19 protein-coding genes are annotated in these 21,995 nt (G+C 70.5%); 4 read left to right on the top strand and 15 right to left on the bottom strand.

The window, feature by feature from the left end:
• Positions 1 to 15 precede the first annotated feature (15 nt).
• The 6 genes from AAG688_RS05015 to AAG688_RS04990 all read right to left on the bottom strand — a co-directional run bounded on the left by AAG688_RS05015 (position 16) and on the right by AAG688_RS04990 (position 6,365).
• Entirely contained in the window at positions 16 to 1,980 is a 1,965-nt protein-coding gene (locus AAG688_RS05015) for an alpha/beta hydrolase family protein (protein WP_411834937.1), read from the bottom strand.
• Positions 1,981 to 2,062: 82 nt separating this feature from the next.
• Complete coding sequence (gene rfbD, locus AAG688_RS05010) at positions 2,063 to 2,965, bottom strand: dTDP-4-dehydrorhamnose reductase (protein ID WP_411834264.1); 903 nt, start codon at positions 2,963 to 2,965, stop codon at positions 2,063 to 2,065.
• Positions 2,962 to 3,519: a dTDP-4-dehydrorhamnose 3,5-epimerase gene (rfbC, locus tag AAG688_RS05005; RefSeq protein WP_411834262.1), complete on the bottom strand. Its 558-nt coding sequence runs from the start codon at positions 3,517 to 3,519 to the stop codon at positions 2,962 to 2,964. Before rfbC ends, rfbD begins: the two co-directional genes overlap by 4 nt.
• A complete protein-coding gene (gene rfbA / locus AAG688_RS05000) occupies positions 3,516 to 4,403 on the bottom strand; it encodes a glucose-1-phosphate thymidylyltransferase RfbA (protein WP_411834261.1) in 888 nt (295 codons plus the stop codon). The genes rfbC and rfbA overlap by 4 nt, the downstream gene beginning before the upstream one ends.
• Positions 4,404 to 4,774: 371 nt before the next feature.
• On the bottom strand, positions 4,775 to 5,830 hold the full coding sequence (gene rfbB / locus AAG688_RS04995) for a dTDP-glucose 4,6-dehydratase (protein ID WP_411834260.1): 1,056 nt from the start codon (positions 5,828 to 5,830) through the stop codon (positions 4,775 to 4,777).
• 52 nt (positions 5,831 to 5,882) lie between these two features.
• Positions 5,883 to 6,365, bottom strand: coding sequence for a single-stranded DNA-binding protein (locus AAG688_RS04990; RefSeq protein ID WP_411834259.1), 483 nt, complete (start codon positions 6,363 to 6,365; stop codon positions 5,883 to 5,885).
• A 163-nt stretch (positions 6,366 to 6,528) separates the two neighbouring features.
• On the opposite strand from AAG688_RS04990, the gene AAG688_RS04985 reads away from it, so the two are divergent.
• Entirely contained in the window at positions 6,529 to 7,527 is a 999-nt protein-coding gene (locus tag AAG688_RS04985) for a polyprenyl synthetase family protein (protein WP_411834258.1), read from the top strand.
• Between the two features lie 208 nt (positions 7,528 to 7,735).
• On the opposite strand, the gene AAG688_RS04980 is transcribed toward AAG688_RS04985, so the two are convergent.
• Positions 7,736 to 8,593: a cytochrome c oxidase assembly protein gene (locus AAG688_RS04980; protein ID WP_411834257.1), complete on the bottom strand. Its 858-nt coding sequence runs from the start codon at positions 8,591 to 8,593 to the stop codon at positions 7,736 to 7,738.
• 95 nt (positions 8,594 to 8,688) lie between these two features.
• On the opposite strand from AAG688_RS04980, the gene AAG688_RS04975 reads away from it, so the two are divergent.
• The gene (locus AAG688_RS04975) at positions 8,689 to 9,231 is read left to right on the top strand and encodes a CopD family protein (RefSeq protein WP_411834256.1); all 543 of its coding nucleotides are present in this window, start codon (positions 8,689 to 8,691) and stop codon (positions 9,229 to 9,231) included.
• On the opposite strand, the gene AAG688_RS04970 is transcribed toward AAG688_RS04975, so the two are convergent.
• The 5 genes from AAG688_RS04970 to AAG688_RS04950 form a co-directional block, all read right to left on the bottom strand.
• Positions 9,171 to 9,704: a DUF2231 domain-containing protein gene (locus tag AAG688_RS04970; RefSeq protein ID WP_411834255.1), complete on the bottom strand. Its 534-nt coding sequence runs from the start codon at positions 9,702 to 9,704 to the stop codon at positions 9,171 to 9,173. The genes AAG688_RS04975 and AAG688_RS04970 overlap by 61 nt on opposite strands.
• 7 nt (positions 9,705 to 9,711) lie before the next feature.
• Complete coding sequence (locus tag AAG688_RS04965) at positions 9,712 to 10,083, bottom strand: hypothetical protein (protein WP_411834254.1); 372 nt, start codon at positions 10,081 to 10,083, stop codon at positions 9,712 to 9,714.
• Positions 10,080 to 12,587 carry a cytochrome c oxidase subunit I gene (gene ctaD, locus AAG688_RS04960; protein ID WP_411834253.1) on the bottom strand — a complete coding sequence of 836 codons (2,508 nt, stop codon included), beginning with the start codon at positions 12,585 to 12,587 and terminating at the stop codon, positions 10,080 to 10,082. The genes AAG688_RS04965 and ctaD overlap by 4 nt, the downstream gene beginning before the upstream one ends.
• Complete coding sequence (coxB, locus tag AAG688_RS04955) at positions 12,584 to 13,300, bottom strand: cytochrome c oxidase subunit II (protein ID WP_411834252.1); 717 nt, start codon at positions 13,298 to 13,300, stop codon at positions 12,584 to 12,586. The genes ctaD and coxB overlap by 4 nt, the downstream gene beginning before the upstream one ends.
• 67 nt (positions 13,301 to 13,367) lie before the next feature.
• Positions 13,368 to 14,483, bottom strand: a complete 1,116-nt coding sequence (locus AAG688_RS04950) for a PQQ-dependent sugar dehydrogenase (RefSeq protein WP_411834251.1) — start codon at positions 14,481 to 14,483, stop codon at positions 13,368 to 13,370.
• Between the two features lie 90 nt (positions 14,484 to 14,573).
• Here AAG688_RS04950 and AAG688_RS04945 point away from each other — a divergent pair, with 90 nt between their 5' ends.
• Entirely contained in the window at positions 14,574 to 15,086 is a 513-nt protein-coding gene (locus tag AAG688_RS04945) for a hypothetical protein (protein ID WP_411834250.1), read from the top strand.
• A 136-nt stretch (positions 15,087 to 15,222) separates the two neighbouring features.
• On the opposite strand, the gene murD is transcribed toward AAG688_RS04945, so the two are convergent.
• The 3 genes from murD to AAG688_RS04930 form a co-directional block, all read right to left on the bottom strand.
• Positions 15,223 to 16,632 (bottom strand): UDP-N-acetylmuramoyl-L-alanine--D-glutamate ligase, encoded by a 1,410-nt coding sequence (gene murD, locus AAG688_RS04940; protein ID WP_411834249.1) that lies wholly within the window; start codon positions 16,630 to 16,632, stop codon positions 15,223 to 15,225.
• Complete coding sequence (locus AAG688_RS04935) at positions 16,613 to 18,139, bottom strand: endonuclease domain-containing protein (RefSeq protein ID WP_411834248.1); 1,527 nt, start codon at positions 18,137 to 18,139, stop codon at positions 16,613 to 16,615. The genes murD and AAG688_RS04935 overlap by 20 nt, the downstream gene beginning before the upstream one ends.
• Before the next feature lie 99 nt (positions 18,140 to 18,238).
• A complete protein-coding gene (locus AAG688_RS04930) occupies positions 18,239 to 20,851 on the bottom strand; it encodes a bifunctional aspartate kinase/diaminopimelate decarboxylase (RefSeq protein ID WP_411834247.1) in 2,613 nt (870 codons plus the stop codon).
• A 240-nt stretch (positions 20,852 to 21,091) separates the two neighbouring features.
• On the opposite strand from AAG688_RS04930, the gene AAG688_RS04925 reads away from it, so the two are divergent.
• On the top strand, positions 21,092 to 21,973 hold the full coding sequence (locus tag AAG688_RS04925) for a PhzF family phenazine biosynthesis protein (RefSeq protein ID WP_411834246.1): 882 nt from the start codon (positions 21,092 to 21,094) through the stop codon (positions 21,971 to 21,973).
• Positions 21,974 to 21,995 lie beyond the last annotated feature (22 nt).

Genomic DNA, 21,995 nt, shown 5'->3' with positions numbered 1-21,995 from the left:
GCCGCCGCGGGAAGGCTAGTTCGCCCTGGCCTTGGCACCACCGAGGTGGCGGCTGAAGAAATCCAGCAGGCGGGTGTAGTACTCGCGCTGGTGCTCGGGCTTGTAGAAGCCGTGGCCCTCGGTCTTGTAGTAGAGGGTTTCGACCGGGACGCCGGCGGCCTGCAGGCGGCGCTCCATCAGTTCGGTATGCGCGACAGGCGCGATCTCGTCCTCACCACCCGCCGCAAGGAACACCGGCGCCTTGATGCGGTCGGCCATGTTGGTCGGCGACACCGCCGCAAGCATCGCGCCCTCGCCCACCCAGTCCTTGGACCAGCGGCCCAGCCGCTTGCTCCCGCGCGCGTCCTCCTTCTGCATCATCGGCAGATCGTAGACGCCCACGTAGCCGGCCGCGCATCGATAGAGTCCGGGCTCCTTCGCCATTCCGGTCAGCGCGGCGTAGGCCCCGTAGCTTGCGCCATAGATGCAGATCCGATCCTTGGCGGCGATTCCCTGCGAGATGGCCCAGCGGGTCGCATCGGTCAGGTCGTCCTGCATCCTGCCTCCCCACTCGCGCGCGCCGGCCTGCTGGAACGCTCGTCCATAGCCGCCGGATCCGCGGTAGTTGAGCTGCAGCACGGCATAGCCGGCGGCCGCCAGCAACTGCACTTCAGGATTGAAGCTCCAACTGTCCCTGATGCCATAGGGTCCACCATGCGGCAGAACTACCAGCGGCAGGTTCCTGCCGTCGCTTCCCTTGGGCGTGGTCAGGAATCCGTGCAGGGCAATCCCATCGCGTGCCTGCAACTGGATCGGCGCCATCGCCGCCATCTCTTCCGGTTCCAGCCAGTCGCGCCGGCTGAGCAGGTAATCGAGCTTCTTGGCCGCGACGTCGAAGAGATAGAAATCGCCCGGATTCCGATCCGACGAGACCTGCACCAGCGCCAGCTTGCCGTCCGCCGTTTCCGAAGTCACGAATACGGCCTCGCCCGGGAACGCCGCCTCCAGGCTGCGATAAAGCCTCAGGTCCGGGCTTTCGGCGCTGAAGAACCGCGTCGAGGGCTTGCCGTCGGCGAATATGGCGCCGACCGGCACGGAATCCTCGTCCTGGGAATAGATGATGCCGTCTGGATCGACGTTCTCGTTGCGCAGCAGTTCCTTCCGCTCGTCCGTCTGCAAATCCCAGGCCACGATCGCATCGGATCCGGCCGGCTGCTCGGCTTGCAGGTAAACCGTCTCCTGGTCGCGGCTGAAGCCGAGCGGATGCTCGACCCGGCGGGTGACGTTCTCGTCGTTGACGAGCTTCCACTCGTCGCCTTCGCCCTTGCGGTAATACAACTTGCTGGAATTGTCGACGTCGATGCCGTGCGCGAACCTCACGACGCCGGCATTGTCGGTGATGAACGTCGCGTTCCTGACCGGCGCGCGCGTAATCGGCACTCGTCGCCCGCTGTAGACATCCATCCGTTCGGCCCGCGTGTACGTGTCCACTCCCCAGGGGCGTATCGCGACCACCACGTTCTTGTCGTCGTTGCGCAGCGTATCGACGAGATACGCGTGCACTTCCTCCGACTTCTTCTGCTGGATGTTGGTGCCGACGGACTGGGTGTTGATCCGGTATCCGACCAGGATCGTGGCCTTGCCCCCACCGGCGTCTATTGCGAAGAGCTCGCCCGTCAGCAAAGGCTGATCGAGTTGGCCGAACTTCTCGGCAACGGACAGCACGACGCGTTCCGGGTTGACCCACCAGAAATTGTGCACGTGCGAATTCCTGGCCAGCGCGAACGTACCGATCAGCTTGTTGTCGGCGCGCCGCATCAGCGCCAGCACCGTGCGATCCTCGAGCGGAACGGTCGCCGCCAGGTACTCGCCGGTGGGCGATATCTTGATGGCCTCGAACTTGTCCTTGCGGATATAGGCATCGACATCGACCTGCGCATACGCCGCCAGCGAGGCGGCGGACAGGGCGATTCCCAGGACACATCCTGGCAGGTGCTTCATGATCCCCATGATTCCTTCCTTGCACATGCACCGGCGCGGCGCGCCGGTCCCGCATGCATGCTAGCAGAGCCGGACGATCGTCCTACCCGAACGCCGGCGCTTCCGCGAACGTTCTGCCCAGTGCGTCACGCCAGGACGGAAGCGGCTCGGCCAGTTCCTGCTCAAGCCTGCCCGTGTCGAGGCAGGAATAGGCCGGGCGCGCGGCCGGCGTCGGGTAATCGGCCGTGGCGATCGGCGCGACCTGCGGCGCCCGCGCCAGCAGGCCGCGCTGCACGGCCTCGGCGAAGATCGCCTCGGCGAAGCCGTGCCAGCTGGTCAGGCCCGATGCGGTCAGGTGGCGGATGCCGGGCGCGAACTCGTGCCCGCGTTGCAGCAAGCGCGCGGTGACGTCGGCAATCAGCCAGGCCGGCGTGGGGCTTCCGACCTGGTCGGCGACCACGCGCAGCGCGTCGCGCTCGGCGCCCAGGCGCAGCATCGTGCGCATGAAGTTGTGGCCGTGCCAGCCGTACACCCAGGCGGTGCGGAAGATGTGGTGGCGGCCGCCGGCCTCGACGATGGCGCGCTCGCCGGCCAGCTTGCTGGCGCCGTAGATGCCGAGCGGGGCGACCGGATCGTCCTCGCGGTACGGGCGCGTGCCGCGTCCGTCGAAGACGTAGTCGGTCGAGTAATGCACCAGCGGGATGCCACGCGCGGCGCAGGCACGCGCCAGTACGCCGGGCGCGATCGCATTGGCGCGGTAGGCGGCCTCCGGTTCGCTCTCGGCCTTGTCCACCGCGGTATAGGCGGCGGCGTTGACGACGCAATCGGGTTCGACCGCATCGACCAGCGCCGGCAGCGCCTCCGGCTCGTCGAAATCGGCCTTGCGGCAGGGCTGCCCTTCCAGCAGGCCGGCGCGGGTCGCCGACACCACCTCGCCCAGCGGCCGCAGGCTGCGGCGCAGTTCGTGGCCGACCTGGCCATTGGCGCCCAGCAGCAGGATCCTCATGCGGCGAACGTCGGCAACCTTTCCGGATCCACTTCCGACAGCAGCGGCGCGCGGGCGTCCTTGTCCGACAGGATCGGATGGCTCACCGGCCAGTCGATGGCGAGGGCGGCATCGTCCCAGCGCAGGCCGGCGTCGGCGGCCTTGTCGTAGGGCGCGGTGCACAGGTAGCTGAACAGCGCGCGCTCGGACAACACCGCGAAACCGTGCGCGAAGCCTTCCGGTATCCACAGCTGGCGGCGGTTCTGCGCGCTCAGGATGGCGGCGGTCCATTGGCCGAAACGCGGCGATCCGCGGCGGATGTCCACCGCCACGTCGTAGACCTCGCCTTCCAGCACGCTGACCAGCTTGCCCTGCGGATTGGGCCACTGGTAGTGCAGGCCGCGCAGCACGCCGCGCGCCGAGGAGGAGACGTTGCTCTGCACGAAGCGATCCGGCAGCCCGTGCTGCGCGTAGCGCTCCGCGTTCCAGTTCTCGAAGAAGAAGCCGCGCTCGTCGCCGAACACGGCCGGCTCGACGATCACGCAACCGGGCAGGCCGGTCTGGACGACCTTCATCGCACGATGCCCCGCTCGGCCAGCGTCAGCAAGTACTGCCCGTAGCCGTTCTTCACCAGCGGCGCGGCCAGCTTCTCCAGTTGCGCGGCGTCGATCCAGCCGTTGCCGAAGGCGATCTCCTCCGGGCAGCACACGCGCAGGCCCTGGCGCGCCTCGATGGTCTCGATGAAGGTGCTGGCTTCCAGCAGCGACTGGTGCGTGCCGGTGTCCAGCCAGGCGTAGCCGCGGCCCAGCGCCTCCAGGTGCAGGTCGCCCTGCTCCAGGTAGAGGCGGTTGAGATCGGTGATCTCCAGTTCGCCTCGCGCCGAGGGCTTCAGGGAAGCCGCATAGTCGCTGGCGCGGCCGTCGTAGAAGTACAGGCCGGTGACCGCGTAGTTGGAGCGCGGTTTGGCCGGCTTCTCCTCGATGTCGATCACCTTGCCGTCGGCGTCGAACGCTGCCACGCCATAGCGCTCCGGGTCGCGCACCCAGTAGCCGAACACGGTCGCGCCCTGCTGGCGGGCGTCGGCGCGGCGCAGGATCTCGCCGAAGCCGTGGCCGTGGAAGATGTTGTCGCCCAGCACCAGGCAGCTGGGCTGGCCGGCGACGAACTCGCGGCCGATGAGGTAGGCCTGCGCCAGGCCGTCCGGGCTGGGCTGCACCGCGTACTCGATGCGCATGCCCCACTGCGAACCGTCGCCGAGCAGGTTGCGGAACAGCGCCTGCTCGTGCGGCGTGTTGATGATCAGCACTTCGCGGATGCCCGCCAGCATCAGCACGCTGAGCGGGTAGTAAATCATCGGCTTGTCGTAGACCGGCAGCAGCTGCTTGCTGATGGCCTGGGTGATCGGATAGAGCCGGGTGCCGGAACCGCCGGCCAGGATGATGCCCTTGCGTTGTGTCATCGTTTTTCCTTTCGGGCCCGCATGGGATGCGCGAGCCCTTGCGGGGGATTGCTGGAGCGTGTCGTCAGATCCATCCGAATTCTGCCAGCCGGATCAGGAGCAAGAGCTTTCGCGCCTGTGGCGCGAGTTACTTTTCTTTGCTCGTGCAAAGAAAAGTAACCAAAAGAAAACACGCCCTGCCTGCGCGCCCGACGCACTTCGTGCGTCGGGTCCGCTCCGCCAGCGGGATTTTTCGACGCGGCATCCTGCCGCGGCGAAAAACGACGTGCATCCATGCACGTCGCCCTTCGGGTTTTTCCCACTGGCTCCGCCGCTGCGGAAGGGAACCCGGAAGAGCAAAAGCCAGAAGCCGCCTCCCTGAGTGACACGCCCTAGGCCGCCGTGCCGATGCGCTCGAGCCGGTAGCTGCCGTCCAGCACGCGCCGGACCCAGTCCTGGTTGTCCAGGTACCAGTCCACTGTCTCGGCAATGCCGCGCTCGAAGGTGTACTCCGGCTCCCAGCCCAGTTCGTCGCGCAGCTTCGACGCGTCGATGGCGTAGCGGCGATCGTGGCCGGGGCGGTCGGCGACGAAGGCGATCTGGCTGGCGCGCGGCTGGCCGTCGGCGCGCGGGCGGCGCTGATCGAGCAGGCGGCAGATGGTTTCCACCACCTCGAGGTTCTGCTTCTCGGCGTTGCCGCCGACGTTGTAGGTCTCGCCGACCCGGCCTTTCTCCAGCACCGCGCGGATGGCCGCGCAGTGATCGCCGACGTACAGCCAGTCGCGCACCTGCCTGCCGTCGCCGTACACCGGCAGCGGTTCGCCGGCCAGCGCGCGGGCGATGACCAGCGGGATCAGCTTCTCGGGGAAATGGTACGGGCCGTAGTTGTTGGAGCAGTTGGTGGTCAGCACCGGCAGGCCGTAGGTGTGGTGGAACGCGCGCACCAGGTGGTCGGAGGCGGCCTTGGACGCCGAATACGGCGAGTTGGGCGCGTACGGCGTGGTCTCGGTGAACTTGCCGGTCTCGCCCAGCGAGCCGTAGACCTCGTCGGTGGACACGTGCAGGAAGCGGAACGCGGCGCGGCGCGCCTGGTCCAGGCCCTTCCAGTAGTCGCGCACGGCCTCCAGCAGCGCCAGCGTGCCGACGACGTTGGTCTGCACGAACGCGGCCGGCCCGTCGATCGAGCGATCGACGTGGCTCTCGGCGGCGAAGTTCAGCACCGCGTCGGGGCGGTGCTCGGCCAGCAGCCGCGACACCCGCGCGCTGTCGCCGATGTCGCCGTGCACGAACACGTGGTCGGGGTTGCCTTCCAGCGAGGACAGCGTGTCCAGGTTGCCCGCGTAGGTCAGGGCGTCGAGATTGACCACGCGCACGCCGGAAGCGACCGCGCGCAGGACGAAATTGCCCCCGATGAAACCGGCTCCGCCGGTGACCAGCCATGTCGGCACTGGGTTCTCCTACAGGTTGCGTGGATGCATGCGGACAGGATGCCGCGACGGCTCAGAACGGGATGTCGTCGTCGGCGAAGTCGTCCACCGGCGCCTGCTGCGCAGCCGGGGCCGGACGGCGCGACGGCGCCTGGCCGCCCGAGCCGTATTCCTGCCGCTGCGGGCGCGGGGCCCGTTCGCCGCCGCCACCGCCGCCCTCGCCGCGGCCGCCGAGCATCTGCATCTCGTCGGCGACGATGTCGGTGGAGTACTTCTCCACGCCGTCCTGGCCGGTGTACTTGTCGTAGCGGATCGAGCCCTCGACGTAGACTTGGCTGCCCTTGCGCAGGTACTCGCCGGCGATCTCGCCGAGCTTGCCGAAGAACACCACGCGGTGCCACTCGGTGCGCTCCTGCTGGTTGCCGTCGCGATCCTTGCGCACGCTGGTGGTGGCCAGGCTGATGCGGGTGACCGCCATGCCGGACTGGGTGTATTTGGTTTCCGGGTCGTTGCCGAGGTTGCCGACCAGGATGACTTTGTTGATGCCGCGGGCCATGTGGTTTTCCGTTGGGACGCCCGCCGCTCGCGGGCCAGAGCCAGTGGAGTATACCGGCGGTCCGGCAACCATCGGTGAGCGCCGTGGCGCGGCGTAGGGAATGTCCGTATCGGCGCGGCCGCCGGGACGCCTTATAATTCAGGCACTTCCCACGAGCCAGCGCATGTCAGCCGTCCCCACCGACCGTTCCGCCCTGTCCCTGCCGCTCATCCAGTCCCTGGCGACGCCGGACATGGCCGCGGTCGATGCCCTGATCCGCGCGCGCCTGGCCTCGGACGTGGTGCTGATCAACCAGATCGCCGACCACATCATCTCCGCCGGCGGCAAGCGGCTGCGGCCGATGCTGGTGGCGCTGGCCGGCCGCGCCTGCGGCGGCGGCGGGCCGGTCCACCACCAGCTGGCGGCGATCATCGAGTTCATCCACACCTCGACCCTGCTGCACGACGACGTGGTCGACGAGTCCAGCCTGCGCCGCGGCCGCAGCACCGCCAACGCGCTGTGGGGCAACGCGCCGAGCGTGCTGGTCGGCGACTTCCTCTACTCGCGCAGCTTCCAGCTGATGGTCGAGCTGGACCGGATGGAGGTGATGCGGATCCTCGCCGACACCACCAACCGCATCGCCGAGGGCGAGGTGCTGCAACTGCTGCACGTGCACAACCCCGATACCGACGAGGCCGCGTATCTGCGCGTGATCGAGCGCAAGACCGCGGTGCTGTTCGCCGCCGGCACCCGGCTCGGCGCGCTGGCCTCCGACGCCGGCGAGGCCGTGCAGCGGCAGTTGTACGACTACGGCATGCAGCTGGGCTACGCGTTCCAGATCGCCGACGACGTGCTCGACTACGCCGCCGACGCGGCCGAACTGGGCAAGAACCTCGGCGACGACCTGGCCGAGGGCAAGGCGACGCTGCCGGTCATCCACGCCATCGCCCACTCCGACGCTGCCACCGCGCAGCGGCTGCGCGACATCATCAGCGAGGGCGACGCCGGTGCGATGGCCGAAGTACTGGCGGCGATCCACGCCACCGGTGCGCTGGACTACAGCCGCCGGCGCGCCCGCGAATACGCCCTCGCCGCCGAAGAGGCGCTGGAAGGCCTGCCGGAGAACGATGCGCTGGCCGCGCTGCGCGGGTTGGCGCGGTATGCGGTCGAGCGGAGTCATTGAGGGGCGGGGATTCGGGATTCGGGATTCGGGCGAAGCTAAAGCTCGATTCCGTCATTCCCGCGAAGGCGGGAACCCAGTGACTTCAGGCCCTCAAGCGCAAAGACGCTGGATCCCCGCCTTCGCGGGGACGACGGATGGGGCGTGAACGGGAACGAAAGCGCCCTGAAGGTTCGCCGCCGTCCAGGCGTTGACGATGCATGGCTTTCGGTCAGTTCCCACGGCCAGCACGCCCGAATCCGCGATACAGCAGCCACAGTCCGCCGATCAGGTACGGCAGGCAGGCGGGCACCCACATGATCAACCCGGCCAGTTGCTGATCGCCCAGCGCATCCAGCCCGCGCGCGGCGGCGCGCGCCGAGCACACCGGGTACAGCAGGCGCGCCGAGAAGGTGAGCAGCGCGCCCAGCAAGCCCATCTGCATCATCATCGCCACGATCACCACCAGCGCCGGGACGATGCCCGCGCGCGGTTCGCGGATGCGCCACAGCAGCGCCTGCCATAGCCACAGCCCGGAGATCAGGAAGCTGGCGTGCATCAGCGCGTGCAGGCGCAGGTCGAACAAGGTGGCGGTCATCGCGCCGGGGTGGTGCCAGAAGCCGATCACCGCCATCTGCACGGCCGCGGCGGGCACCAGCGCCCGCGCCAGGCGATCGCCGATGCCGCGCCATGCGCGGTGGGCATGCCGGCCCCGATGCGACGGCAACGCCTGCGCCATCGTCACGCCCGGCCTGCCGAGCAGCAGCAGCGGCGGCACCAGCGCGACCAGCAGCATGTGCTGGCCCATGTGCGCGGCCAGCGACCACTGACCGGCGTCGTGCAGCGGTCCGGTGGTGGCCGCGAGCAGGATCGCGATGCCGGCGAGGAAGGCCAGCGCGCGCGCCAGCGTCGCCGCCCTGCCCGCGCGCGCGCGATGCAGCAGGCGCGCTGCGCCGGCGCAATAGAGCAACGCCAGCGCGAGGATCGCCGGCAGCGTCCACGCCGTTTCCGCATCGAGCCACGGCGGCATCGGCGATCCGAACGACGCACGCACGGCCAGCGTCATCATGTCGGCGACAGGACTCGGCATCGCTCCGTCCATGCCGTGCGCGGCACGGCCTTCCCGCACCCTGCCTTCACGCCCGCCCCTGCTAGGCTCGCGGCTCCCGCCCGTGCGGAGCGACCGTGCATTTCTGGCTGAAATTCGCCCACATCGCGCTGGTCTCGCTGTGGTTCGCCGGCCTGTGCTTCCTGCCCTGGCTGTTCATGGCGCACCGGCGCGGCGAGGCGGCGGCGTACCCGCGCCACTTCAACCGCAGCGCCAACTGGGCCTACTTCCGCCTGGCCACGCCGGCGGCGGCGCTGGCGATCCTGCTCGGCATGGCGCTGATGCCCTACGCGCAACCCGGTGCCTGGCTGGTGGCCAAGCTGGTGCTGGTCGCGCTGGCGGTGCTGCTGCACGTCTACTTCGGCCTGGTGCTGTACGAGATGGGCAAGGGCAACGATCGCCACGGGGTGTGGTTCTTCCGCGTGGCCGGCGGCGTGCCGATGCTGCTGGCGCTGGCGCTGGCGGGCATCACCGCGGCCAAGCCGCGCACGTTCCTGGGCCTGCCCGCGCCGCCGGCGGCGGCGGCGATTCCCGCAGGCGAGGACGCGGATGCGGCGCATCATTCGGCCGGCGGCACGTCGTCGTCGCCGTCGTCGGCTTCCGGGTCGTACTCGCCGTAGACGCCGACACCATGCCGGAAGCTGAGCGTGCCGCCCAGCCAGCCCGCCACCGCCACCAGCAGCGCCAGCATCGCCGACAGCAGCAGGCCCCACGGCCACACCGCCGCCGCCGGATCCGGCCAGCGCAGCCACACGCTGGCCGCGGCCAGCGCCAGCACCATCACCGCGGCGATCATGTGGTTCCAGGCCGACACGTGGCGACGGACCTCGCGGATCAGCAACAGATCGACCGTGCCGACCAGGCCGGCGAGCACGCCACCAATCAGCCCGGCGGCGCTGAGCCAGAACGAGGCCTGCGCCCAGAACGTCCCGCCCCGCCACAGGTGCGCCAGATCGGTGACCAGCACGCTGCCGAGGAAGGCGATCGGGAACACCACCAGCATCGGATGCACCGGATGCTTGGCCACCGCCACGCGGCTGGGCACGGTGTGGCTCTGTTCGGGCGGCGTCGGCTGTTGCAGGCTGTCCCTCATCGCGGCCTCATCCTGCGCAGGGCGGCAGCATCGCCGCCGGGATCGTGGTGAACAGCACCGCCAGCGCCGCCGTCGCGGACAGCGCCAGCGTCAGCCGGGCGACGAAGCGGCGCCGCCGGTCGCGCGGTCCGGCCCCGGCAACGCTGGCCGCGCGCAGCGTCCGCCACGCTCGCATGCCCAGCCACGCCAGCAGCAGCCACGCCAGCAGGGTCGCGCCCAGTTGCAGCCAGATCACCGTCTCGACGCCGCCGATGCGCTCGCGCGGCCAGCCGCGCGCGCAGGCGATCCCGCCCAGGCTGTAGACCAGCAGCAAGTGCAGCGCCCATACCGACATCGGCACGGTCATGCCGGTCAGGCGCGAGGGCGACAGGCCCCTCACAGCGTCACCGGGAACACGTGGATCAGCAGCCACGCCAGCGCGCCCTGCCCGATCGCATAGCGCCAGAACGCCGCGGCGATGCGCGGCTCCAGCGTGCGCGCGGCATCGACGTGGCCGCGATGCGAACGCGCCCAGACGAAGGCCGCGATCAGCATCGCGACGGCGACGTGCACGGCATGGAAGCCGGCCAGCGTCCACGTCACCGAATCGTAGGCGTGCGTCGCCGGCGCCGACGCCACCGCGTGCATCGCCCGCGCATGCGCCACCAGGAAGCCCGCGCCCAGCGCGATGCCGACCGCCAGGCCCGCGCGCAGCCGGCGCCCGTCCCCGCGCGACAGGCCGCGCATGCCGGCGTGCACCGCGCCGCCGGCCGCCAGCAGCAGCGCCAGCGCGAGGATCGCCGCGCCCCAGTCCGGCGCGAAGCCGCCCGGCGGCCAGGCCGGCGCGTTCAGCCACAGGTAGAAGTAGGCGAACACCAGCGAGGCGAACAGCGAACCGTCGATCAGCAGCGCGATCACCAGCGCCCACCAGCCCGGCGCGTTGCGGCAGGCGTACTGGCTGGGCAGTTCCAGCGCCGGACCGGCCGGCAGCCGCGCCGGCGCGCGGCGATCGCCGGTCGTCCACAGCCACGCGGCGAACACCGCCAGCAGCGGCAACAGCAGCAGCGCCGACAGCAGGTACTGCTTGGCGATGAAGCACGCCAGCAGCGCGGCGATGTCCAGCGCCGCCAGCAGCGGCAGCACGGTCGAGGACGAGACGCGGATCACCTGCTCCGGCGCGGCCGACAGCACGCCGGTGCCGAGCACCTCGCGGTGCGCCAGCGCCGGCCCGCCCAGCAGGCCGCCCATCCGCGCGCTGTCCTCGGCGATGCGCGGGCGCTCCCACAGCGGGTCGCGCCCGTCCACCACCGGCACCGAGGCGAAGTTGTACATCGGCACCGGCCACGGCAGCGCCCATTCCAGCGTGCCGGCCCGCCACGGATTGCGCTCGCCACGGCGGCCGGCGCGGAAGCACAGCCACACGTCGGCCACGATCGCGACGATGCCGAAGGCGAGCAGGAACCCGGCAGCGGTCGACAGCAGGTTGAGCCAGTGCACGCCCAGTTCCGGCGCGTAGGTGTAGACGCGTCTCGGCATGCCCAGCAGGCCGGTCAGGTGCATCGGCAGGAAGGCCAGGTTGAAGCCGGCGAACACCATCCAGAACCCGGCGCGGCCGATCGCCTCCGACGGCATCCTGCCGCTGGCCAGCGGCAGCCAGTAGTACAGCCCGGCGAACATCGGGAACATCATCCCGCCGATCAGCACGTAGTGCAGGTGCGCGACGACGAAGTGGGTGTCGTGCGCCTGCCAGTCAAACGGCACCAGCGCCAGCATCACCCCGGTCAGCCCGCCCAGCACGAACACCACGAAGAAGCCCATGATGTGCAGCATCGGCAGCCGCATCCACGGCCGCCCCGCCCACAGCGTGGCGATCCACGCGAACACCTGCACGCCGGTCGGGATCGCCACCGCCATGCTCGCCGCGCTGAAGAAGCCCAGCGCCAGCAGCGGGATGCCAACCGCGAACATGTGGTGCACCCACAGCCCGAAGCTGAGGAAGCCGGTGGTCACCACCGCCAGCACGATCGCGCTGTAGCCGACCATCGGCCGGCGCGCGAAGGCCTGCACGACCATCGACACCACGCCGGCGGCCGGCAGGAAGATGATGTAGACCTCCGGGTGGCCGAACAGCCAGAACAGGTGCTGCCACAGCAGCGGATCGCCGCCGCGCGCCACCTCGAAGAACACGAAGCCGAACGCGCGCTCGATCTCCAGCAGCACGCTGGCCAGGATCAGCGGCGGGAAGCCGAACGCGATCATGAAGGCGGTGACCAGCACGTACCAGGCGAACAGCGGCATCTTCTGGATGCTCATGCCCGGCGCGCGGGTGACCAGGATCGCCACGATCAGCTCGACCGCGGCGGTGACCGCGGCGATCTCGGCGAAGGTCACGCCGATCAGCCAGAAGTCCACGCCCATGCCCGGCGAGAACGCCGCCCCGGTCAGCGGCACGTACATGAACCAGCCGCCGTCGGGCACCTGCCCGAACAGGAAGCTCGAATACAGGAACAACCCGCCGAACAGGTAGCACCAGTAGCCGAACGCGCTGACCCGCGGGAACGGCAGGTCGCGCGCGCCCAGCATCTTCGGCAGCAGGTACATCGCGAAGCCTTCCATGATCGGCACCGCGAACAGGAACATCATCGTCGTGCCGTGCATGGTCACGAACTGGTTGTAGCGCTGCGGATCCAGCACCTGCGCGCCGGGCCAGGCCAGCTGCAGGCGGATGAACATCGACAGCATGCCGCCGACCAGCAGGAAGGCCAGGCCGGTGGCGACGTAGCGCAGTCCGATCGTGCTGTGGTTGACCGCGGTCAGCTGGCCCCACAGGCCGGGCCGGTTGTCCCACAGCCGCGCCAGCGCGGCGCGCTCGCGATCGGGATCGAACGGCGGCCAGGCGCTCATCGCGGCGCTCCATGCGTGGCGTCGATATGTGCCGCTGCATCGTCCCCGCGCAGCCAGCGCGCATAGTCCGGCGCCGGCACGACCCGCACGTCGAACGCCATGTGCGTATGCGACAGACCGCAGAACTCGGCGCATTGCCCGCGCATCGCGCCGGGCGCGTCGGCGCGCAGGCGCAGCGTGTTGACGCGGCCGGGAATGGCGTCGATCTTGCCGCCCAGCCGCGGCACCCAGAAGCTGTGGATCACGTCCTCGCTGGCGATGCGGAACTCGACCAGTTCGCCGGCCGGCATGACCAGCGTGTCGATCGATCTTCGCGCGTCCCGCCCGTCCGCGCCGGGATGGCGGAATTCCCATTCCCACTGCCGCCCGATCACCTCGACGGTGCGATCGACCGGCTGGCCCCAGGCCACCACCTGGCGCCCGCCGGCGATGCCGTAGACCAGCAGCGCCAGCAGCACCGCCGTCGGCATCGCCAGCCCGCCCAGCAGCACCAGCCGCGACGGGTGGCGCAACGAACTGCGGCGGTTCATCGCCCACAGCAGGCAGGCCATCACCAGCAGGAAGATCGCCGTGCCGCCGATCAGCATCACCCACCAGATCCGGGCGATCGCCAGCGCCGCCGGGCCGGCCGGATCCAGCGCCGACTGCACGCCGCGGCAGCCGGAAGCCAGCAGTGCGGCGCCCGGCAACGCCACGACGCGTGCGAGGCGCATCGCTCCGGCGCGCCACGTGCACGATCTCCCCCGGCGCACGGATTCCCCCGTCATCGTTGCGGGCCGCTCAGCGCGGCACCAGCCGCAGCACCCGGCCTTCCTTCTCGTCGGTGACCACGTAGATCGCGCCGTCCGGGCCGGTGCGCACGTCGCGGATGCGGTTCTCCAGTTCCGCCAGCAGTACCTGCTGCGCGCCCGGCCCCGGCTTGCCGGCGGCCATCGGCACGCGGCGCAGGCTTTCCTCGGCCAGCGCGGCGACGAACAGGTGGCCGCGCCAGTCGGCGAACAACTCGCCGTCGTACAGCGTAATGCCGGCCGGCGCAATCGACGGCGTCCAGGTCAGCAGCGGCTGCTCCATGCCCGGCATGCGCTCGAACGGGCTGATCAGTGCGCGGCTGTAGTCGCGGCCGTAGGTGATCACCGGCCAGCCGTAGTTGCGGCCGGGCTGGATCAGGTTCAGCTCGTCGCCGCCGCGCGGGCCGTGCTCGTGCGCGTAGAGGTTGCCGCTGGCCGGGTCGCGCACGATCGCCTGCACGTGGCGGTGGCCGTAGCTGTAGATCTCCGGCAATACGTCGGCGCGGCCGACGAAGGGATTGTCCTGCGGCACGCTGCCGTCGGTGCCGACGCGGACGATCTTGCCGATGTGGGTGTCGAGCTTCTGCGCCTGTTCGCGGAAATAGAAGCCGTCGCCGACGCCCATCAGGATCGTATTGTCCGCCAGCATCAGCATGCGCCCGCCGGCGTGGGCGTCGCCGGACTTGGCCGGGTGCGCGGTGAAGATCGGCTGCACGTCGCTCAGCCGCCGGCCGTCGAACGTGGCGCGCACGATGCGCGTGTGGTTGGCCTTCTTGTCGCCGTGGACGAACGAGAGGTAGAGCGTGCCGCTGTCGGCGAAGTCGGCCGCCGGCAGCACGTCCAGCAGCCCGGCCTGGCCGGAATGGAACACCGGCGGCACGCCTTCCACCGGTTCGGCGCGCAATTGCCCGTTCTCGATCACGCGCAGCCGACCCGGGTGCTCGGTCACCAGCATCCGGCCGTCGGGCAGGAAGGCGACCGACCACGGGTGTTCGAGGCCCTCGGCCACCGTCTCGACGCGGTACTGGGGCGAATTGGCCTGCGCGGGCGCGCCCCACGACGCGCCGAGGACCAAAAGCGACAGCGCCGGCAGCAGGAATCGGGTCATCACCGGTTCTCCATGTGGTTTGTGGAAGATGGGCGCGCAGGACGCATCCCGCATTCCTTTCGACCTCATCACATACGGGGAGAAGAACCGGTGAAAACCTCCAACATGGGCAGATTCCTGGCAGCGTTTATCGCCGCGCTGATCCTGGCGATCGTCTGGGGCTCGGTCGTGCAGACCCACTACAACCTGCAGGCCCTGGCCGCGATAGGCACCGACGTCGGCGCGGTGCGGATGTCGACGACGATGCGCGACATCTTCGGCGGCTTCTTCCCCACCTACGGCGGCTACGTCGTGCTGCCGTCGCTGCTGGTGGCCTTCGTGGCCGCGGCGTGGCTCTCGCGGCATGCGCTGAAGGCACGCATCGTGCTGTACGCGCTGGCGGGCTTCGCCGCGCTGCTGGCCGGCATCCCGCTGGTCAACAAGCTGGCGCCGGTGGCGCTGCTGGTCGGCGCGACGCGCGATTTCAGCTGCACGTTCTGGATGGCGGTCGGCGGCGCGGTGGCGGGGCTGCTGTTCGCGCTGCTCACGCGCGTTCCCGGTGCCTGGGATCAGCGGCCGGCGGCGCGTGGGCCGGTGCGGGCGGGAGAGCCGGTCACCGGCTGACTTCGTAGCGCCGAGCTTGCTTGGCTGCTCCGGAACCGGGACGCAAAGCAGCGGAGCAAACTCCGCTCCACAGGCGCATGACGGCAGGTGTAGAGCCGAACTTGCTCGGCTGCTCCGAAGACGATGGCAAGCGGAGTTACGCGATGCCCAGCCCGGCGATCGCGCTGATGCGCTCGGGATCGAAACCCGCCAGCGCGGCGAAGTCGCGCCCGCGCGCCACGTAGTCGGCGTACTGGCCGAAGCTAGGCGCGCCCGGCGACAGCAGCACCACGCCCTCGCCCTGCAGCAGTTCGCGCGCCTGCGCCAGCGCCTGCGCCATGTCCCGCGCGGCGGCCAGCCGCAACGCGCCGGCGCGCGCCAGCGGTTCCAGCAGCGCGTGGATGCGCGGTCCGTTGGCGCCCATCGTGACGACCGCGTGCGGCGGATGCGCGGCGATGCGCGCGGCGAAATCGTCCCAGTCCAGCCCGCGGTCGTGGCCGCCGAGCAGGATCGCCACGCGCTGGCCGGCGAAGCATTCCAGCGCCGCCTGGCTGGCGTACGGCGTGGTGCTGATCGAGTCGTTGACGTAGGCGACGCCGTCGCGCGTGCCCAGCATCTGCAAGCGGTTCGGCAATGGCCGGAAATCGCGCACCGCCGGCGCCAGTGCCGCCGCGTCCTCGCCGATGGCCTCCAGCGCCGCCAGCACCGCGCACAGGTTGCCGCGATTGTGCCGGCCGGGCAGCGGCGCCACCGTGGTGTCCATGACGAAGGTATCGCCGCGATACAGATCGTCGCCGCGCAGGTGCCAGCCGTCGGCGCGATTGAACCAGCGCACCTCGCTGTCCGGCAGCGACAGCGGCGCCAGCTGTGGATCGGCGGCGTTGAGCACGGCGATGCGCGGCCGCGCCGCCGTCACCAGCGCCAGCTTGTCCTCGACGTAGCACGCCTGGCCGCCATGCCAGTCCAGGTGCTCGGGAAACAGGTTCAGCACCACCGCGACCTCGGGACGCGCGCCGCTGTCGGCGACGTCGCGGGTCTGGTAGCTGGACAGCTCGATCGCCCAGTAGTCCGGCGGCGGCTGCGGATCCAGTACTTCCAGCAACGGCAGGCCGATGTTGCCGGCCAGCGCGGTGCGATGGCCGGCCGCGCGCAGCAGGTGCGCCAGCAGTGCGGTGGTGGTGCTCTTGCCCTTGGTGCCGGTCACGCAGATCGTGTTGCGCGCGATGCCGTCGGCGTCGCCGTGCGCGGCGAACCACAGCGCGGTGCCGCCGATGAAGCGGGTGCCGCGCGCGGCCGCGGCCTGCGCCTCGGGCCGGTACGGGCTGATGCCGGGCGACTTGATCACCACGTCGAAGGCCGCCAGCCGTTCGGCCGTCGCCTCGGTCTGCGGATGCAGCGCCGCATCGCCCAGCGCAAGGATTTCGACAGCCTCGGCCTCTGTGCAAAACACCGTCAGCGGCAGCGCATCAGCCGATTCCCGCCGCCTGATCGCCCGCCACGCCGCGCGGCCCTCGCGCCCCCAGCCCCACAGCGCGACGCGCCTGCCCTCAAGCTGCGAAATTCGCACGCAGGCGCTCCCACAGCGCGGCGGGGACGCGGTGCTCGCCGTGCAGTTCCAGCAGCGGCGCGATGACCAGTTCGCCGGCGTCCAGTTGCGGGCGGATCTCGCGGTTGAAGCGCGTCACCAGCGCGTCCTCCTGCCACTCCGGGCGATCGCCCAGCGCGGCCATCGCCGCGCGCGATTCGCGGCCTTCGCCGACGCATTCGAACGGCTTGTGGTCCTGGTATTCGAGCAGCGCGTCGAAGCCGGCGGCCTGCGCCGGGTCGTCGAGCAGGTTGCGGCCGAAGATGCCGACCAGCCGCGGCTTGGGCATGAACGGCGCCAGCGCCAGGAACACGAAGTGGCACTTCGGGCACACGCCGCACCAGCGGTTGACCGGGCGCTCGCCGAGGATGTGGAAGTTGCGGTTGCAGCTGGAGAAATGCGCGTCGTAGCGATCCGTGCGCGCGAACTGCCGCGCCACCGCCAGTTCCGACAGCGGCCGCAGCAGCGAGTAGTAGTTCAGGTCGGCGACGACGTGGCGCTGGAGATGCTCGCCGAACGCCCGCTCGAACGCCCAGCCCTTGGACCACTGGTGGTTCACCTCGCCGGTGCCGGGGATCATGCTGCCGTAGCTGGCCGAACGCTCGTTGGAGAACACCACCTGGTCGGCGTCGTACAGCAGCGCGGCCAGTGCCAGGATTGCCGAGTTGATCGCTGTGACCGGGATGTGCCCGTTCCATGCGCCCTGGCGGTTGTAGTCGAACAGTTCCGGCGCCAGCGCGCGGCCGATGTTGAGCGTGGGCAGGCCGGTGCGCGCGGCGCAGGCGGCGATCAGCTGCGATCCGCCGATCCAGCAGACGGTCTGCTCGACGCCGGCGCCGCGCAGCGCCTCGATGCTGACCAGCGAGTCCTTGCCGCCGCCGATGGCGACCAGGGCGTGGTTGCGCAGGTCCAGCTTAGCTCCCTCCCCTTCAAGGGAGTGAGGATGACCCGTTTGCGCGGCACTGCCGCGCGGGTCATCCGAACGCCCGGCGCGCTGCGCCGGGCCGGACGGGCTGGGGTGGGGATGGTCTTCCGATCCGGCAAGGACAGACTTCGCCCGTCCGACGGGAACACCATCCCCACCCAACCCTCCCCTTGAAGGGGAGGGCTTTGAGGCGGGAAAACGGATTTTCCCGTGCAGGTCCAGCCCGTTGCGGTAGGCGAACTCGCCCAGCCCATGCGTGTAGATCTGCTCCAGCAGCACCGCCGTTTCCGCGTCGATCGCGTAATCGTCGATGACGATGCGCGGCGGCACCGCCGCCTTGTAGTAGCTCACGCCGGTGATCAGGTGCAGCAGCCGCAGCGCGCGCTCGGCCGCCTGCGCGCGCGCGGGCGGCAGCGCGAACGGCGCGCCGGGGAAGGTGACCGTCTCGGTCAGTTCCGGACCGTCATCAAAGGCGTAGACCAGCCGCGCCACGCCGCTGTCCGCGTCGAGGCTGCAACGGACGAAACGGAACGTCTGGACCGCGGTTTTATCGAAATTGCTCATGCAAGACCCATGATGGAACGCTGCCGGCGCAGGTAGCGGCGGCAGAGGAAATACCCGCGGGCGGACGCGCCCGGCACGCGGCCGGGCGCGCCGGCGAACTCAGCCTTCGGCGCCATCGATCGCATCCTCCGCCGGCAACGCACGCAGGTTGTAGGTGGACGCCATCGAGAAACCGTAGGCACCGGCGTCGGCCAGCACCATCACGTCGCCCTCGGCGGTGGCGGCCGGCAGCCGGCGGCGCTTGCCGAACACGTCGCTGGACTCGCAGATCGGGCCGACCACGTCGAACGCCTCCTCGGCCGCCTCGTCCAGCCGCGACAGGTTGGCCACGTCGTGCCAGGCGTCGTACAGCGCCGGGCGCAGCAGCGCGTTCATGCCCGCGTCCAGGCCGACGCGGCGGATACCGTCCTTCTCCACCACCTGCGTCACCCGGGTGAGCAGCACGCCGGACTCGGCGACCAGGTAGCGGCCCGGCTCGATCGCGAGCCTGTAGCCGGGATAGGCGGCCTTGATCTCGGCCAGACCGGCGGCCCAGGCGTCGAGATCGAACGGCTCGTCGTCGGCCGAATACGGGATCGGCAGGCCGCCGCCGATGTCGATGGTCTCGATGCTGCCGATGCGCTCGGCGATGCCGCCCAGCTCGTCGCAGACCAGCTTCCAGTGCTGCGGCGTCTCCACCCCGCTGCCCAGATGCGCGTGCAGGCCGGTGATGCGCACGCCCAGCGCGCGCGCCTGTGCCAGGAACTCGTCCAGCCGCGACAGCGGCAGGCCGAACTTGGACGCCTTGCCGCCGGTCTTGACCTTGTCGTGGTGGCCCTCACCGCGGCCCAGGTCCACCCGCAGCCACAGGCCGCGATCGCGGAACACCTCCGGCCAATGGCGCAGCGCCTCGACGTTGTCCAGCGTCACCGTCACCCCGCGCGCCAGCGCCGCTTCGTACTCGCTGCGCGGCGCGAAACTCGGGGTGAACAGCACGTCCTGCGGCGACAGCCCCGGCACCGCGTCGAACACGCGCTCCAGCTCGGCCAGCGACACGCATTCCAGGCCGAAGCCCTCGGCCGCCAGCGTGCGCAGGATTTCCGGATGCGGGTTGGCCTTGATCGCGTAGAAGCGCCGGTCGATCGGCGCGATGGCGGCCAGCGCGCGGGCGCGGGCGCGCACCGTCGGCAGGTGGTAGACGTAGCGCGGCGTGCCGGCCTGCGCCAGCGACAGCAGCCGCGTGCGCGCGCCGGGCGCATGCCACCACGGCGTGTCGCGACGGCGGATGGTGCCCGAGATCTCGCGCCAGCGCGGGCCGAACACCGCCGTCTCGGCCACCGGCATCGCCTCGCTGTCGATCAGCGCCGCGTGCAGCGCCGGCAGCATGCCGTCGGCGTCGGCCTCGTCGATGACGAAGGTCAGGTTGAGATCGTTGGACGACTGCGAGATCAGGTGCACGCGCTCGCGGCCGAACATCGCCCACACGTCCGACAGCTTGTGCAGCAGCGAGCGCATGCCGCGGCCGACCAGCGTGATCGCCGTGCACGGCGCGATCACCTTGACCCGGCACACTTCCGCCAGGTCCGCCGACAGCGCCGCCAGCACGTCGGTGCTGACCAGGTTCTCGGACGGGTCGAGCGAGACGGTGACGTTGGTCTCCGACGAACCGATCAGATCCACCGACAGGCCGTGCTTCTTGAAGCGCGCGAACACGTCGGCGAGGAAGCCGACCTGCTGCCACATGCCGATGCCTTCCATCGACACCAGCACGATGCCGTTGCGGCGGCTGACCGCCTTGACGCCGGGCACGGTGGCCGCGCCGCCGTCGATGCCGGTGCCCGGCAGTTCCGCGCGCTCGGTGTCGAGGATCGCCATCGGCACCCCGGCGTCGCGGCACGGCTTGATCGAGCGCGGGTGCAGCACCTTGGCGCCGGTGGTGGCGATTTCCTGCGCCTCCTGGTAGTCCAGCCGGGTCAGCAGGCGCGCATCCGGCACCTCGCGCGGGTTGGCGCTGAACATGCCCGGCACGTCGGTCCAGATCTCCACCCTCGATGCGCCGAGCAGCGCGCCGAAGTAGGCGGCCGAGGTGTCCGAACCGCCGCGACCGAGGATCGCGGTGCCACCGTCGGCATGGCGCGAGATGAAGCCCTGGGTGATCAGCAGCCGCGCGGGCTGGGCGGTGAAGCGCGCCTTCCACGCCGCGTCGGCCTGCCACCGGCACGACACCGACAACCGCTGCGACCACGCGCTCTGGTTGGGCAGCGACAGCGCGTCGAGCCAGTCGCGCGCGTCCATCCAGCCCATGTCCAGCCCCTGCGATCGCAGGTAGGCCGCGCCGATGGTCGAGGACAGCAACTCGCCCTGCCCCAGCACCTCGGCCTGCCAGTCGAGCGGGCGGCTGGCCGCACGCGGATCGTCCAGCAGGGCGCGCAGGCCGGCCAGGCGCTCGCCCAGCACGGCCTCGGCGTCCAGTTCCAGCTCAGTCAGGAACTCGCGGTGGCGCTGTTCCAGTTGCGCCACGCGCTGCGCGGCATCGGCCGCGCCGTCGGCGATCGCGGTCAGCTCGTTGGTGACCCCGGACAACGCCGACACCACCACCAGCACGCGCGCGCCCTGCTCCTCCGCGCGTTTTTTCGCCAACCGGCCAATCGTGTCCCAGCGATGACGACGCGACACCGAAGTGCCGCCGAACTTGAGGACGATCCAGCGATCGACGGGGGCAGAGGAGGACATTTATCTGTGGGCTTCGTGAGGGAGGAAAAAAGCCCGGCAGGCCGGGCGGAACCTGCGATTCTAGAGCCTGTCATGCCCTTTGGGGGGCCTTGTCCGCACGCCTGGGGCGTCGCTTGGCAAGCCGCGGGGCCGAGCGCAATCCGTCGCGTTCCTGTTTCCCCATGCGGATGCCCGGCGCCGCCGCTCACCCCGGGCCGGCGGGCTTGCTAAGCTGCGCGCCCCCTTCGCCCCGCAGCCCCCATGTCCGCACGCCGCTTCGTCCAGCTCGACGTCTTCGCCGATCGCCCCGGCGCGGGCAATCCCCTTGCCGTCGTGCTCGATGCCCGCGGCCTGGACGACGGGACCATGCAGGCGATCGCGCGCTGGACGCGGCTGCCCGAGACCACCTTCGTGTTCCCCGCCACACGGGACGACGCGAGCTACGCCATCCGCATGTTCAGCCCGCGCCGCGAGGTGCCGTTCGCCGGCCATCCCAGCGTCGGCACCGCGCATGCGGTGCTGGAAGCGGGGCTGGCGCAGCCGCGCGACGGCCTGCTGGTGCAGGAAGGCGTCGCCGGCCTGCTGCCGCTGCGCGTGGAAGAGGACGGCGGGATCCGCAGCATCGCCGTGCGCACGCCGCGCGCGCGCATCGTCGAGGTGGACGAGGACGGCGGCAACGCGGTGGTGCGCGCTGCCATCGCCAACCTGCCGGCCGGCGCGCTGCCGCCGGCGCTGGTCGATGGCGGCCGCCGCTGGTGGCTGGCCGAGGTGCGCGACGAGGCCGCGCTGCGCGCGGCGCAGCCGGACTGGGACGCCATCGCCGCGCTGGCCCGGGCCACCGACAGCATGGGCGTGTGCGCCTGGGCGCGCGCTTCCGGCGCAGAGGGCCATGACCTGGTCGTGCGCGCCTTCGTCGGCGCACCGGCCGCGTTCGAGGACGCCGCCTCCGGCGCGGCCAACGCCACGCTGGCCGCATGGCTGAAGTCGCGCGACGCGCTGCCCGGCGGCCGCGATCACTACGTCGTCAGCCAGGGCCGCGAAGTCGGCCACGACGCCCGCCTGCACCTGCGGGTGGACGCGGACGGCGAGGTCTGGTCCGGCGGCCGGGTGCAGACGGTGGTGCGCGGCGAAATCGACTGGTGAAATTGCCAGGCATGCTCTCCGG

The sequence above is a fragment of the Pseudoxanthomonas mexicana genome (assembly GCF_046736355.1).
In the GTDB taxonomy this organism is placed as follows: domain Bacteria; phylum Pseudomonadota; class Gammaproteobacteria; order Xanthomonadales; family Xanthomonadaceae; genus Pseudoxanthomonas_A; species Pseudoxanthomonas_A mexicana_B.
Note: the sequence above shows the minus strand (reverse complement) of the source record. Positions and strands in the feature narration are given on the sequence as shown.

Coding starts and splice junctions, on each gene's coding strand:
- AAG688_RS05015 (WP_411834937.1), bottom strand. CDS start 1,980: ATGAAGCACCTGCCAGGATGTGTCCTGGGAATCGCCCTGTCCGCCGCC.
- rfbD (WP_411834264.1), bottom strand. CDS start 2,965: ATGAGGATCCTGCTGCTGGGCGCCAATGGCCAGGTCGGCCACGAACTG.
- rfbC (WP_411834262.1), bottom strand. CDS start 3,519: ATGAAGGTCGTCCAGACCGGCCTGCCCGGTTGCGTGATCGTCGAGCCG.
- rfbA (WP_411834261.1), bottom strand. CDS start 4,403: ATGACACAACGCAAGGGCATCATCCTGGCCGGCGGTTCCGGCACCCGG.
- AAG688_RS04990 (WP_411834259.1), bottom strand. CDS start 6,365: ATGGCCCGCGGCATCAACAAAGTCATCCTGGTCGGCAACCTCGGCAAC.
- AAG688_RS04985 (WP_411834258.1), top strand. CDS start 6,529: ATGTCAGCCGTCCCCACCGACCGTTCCGCCCTGTCCCTGCCGCTCATC.
- AAG688_RS04980 (WP_411834257.1), bottom strand. CDS start 8,593: ATGCCGAGTCCTGTCGCCGACATGATGACGCTGGCCGTGCGTGCGTCG.
- AAG688_RS04970 (WP_411834255.1), bottom strand. CDS start 9,704: ATGAGGGACAGCCTGCAACAGCCGACGCCGCCCGAACAGAGCCACACC.
- ctaD (WP_411834253.1), bottom strand. CDS start 12,587: ATGAGCGCCTGGCCGCCGTTCGATCCCGATCGCGAGCGCGCCGCGCTG.
- coxB (WP_411834252.1), bottom strand. CDS start 13,300: ATGCGCCTCGCACGCGTCGTGGCGTTGCCGGGCGCCGCACTGCTGGCT.
- AAG688_RS04950 (WP_411834251.1), bottom strand. CDS start 14,483: ATGACCCGATTCCTGCTGCCGGCGCTGTCGCTTTTGGTCCTCGGCGCG.
- AAG688_RS04935 (WP_411834248.1), bottom strand. CDS start 18,139: ATGAGCAATTTCGATAAAACCGCGGTCCAGACGTTCCGTTTCGTCCGT.
- AAG688_RS04930 (WP_411834247.1), bottom strand. CDS start 20,851: ATGTCCTCCTCTGCCCCCGTCGATCGCTGGATCGTCCTCAAGTTCGGC.
- AAG688_RS04925 (WP_411834246.1), top strand. CDS start 21,092: ATGTCCGCACGCCGCTTCGTCCAGCTCGACGTCTTCGCCGATCGCCCC.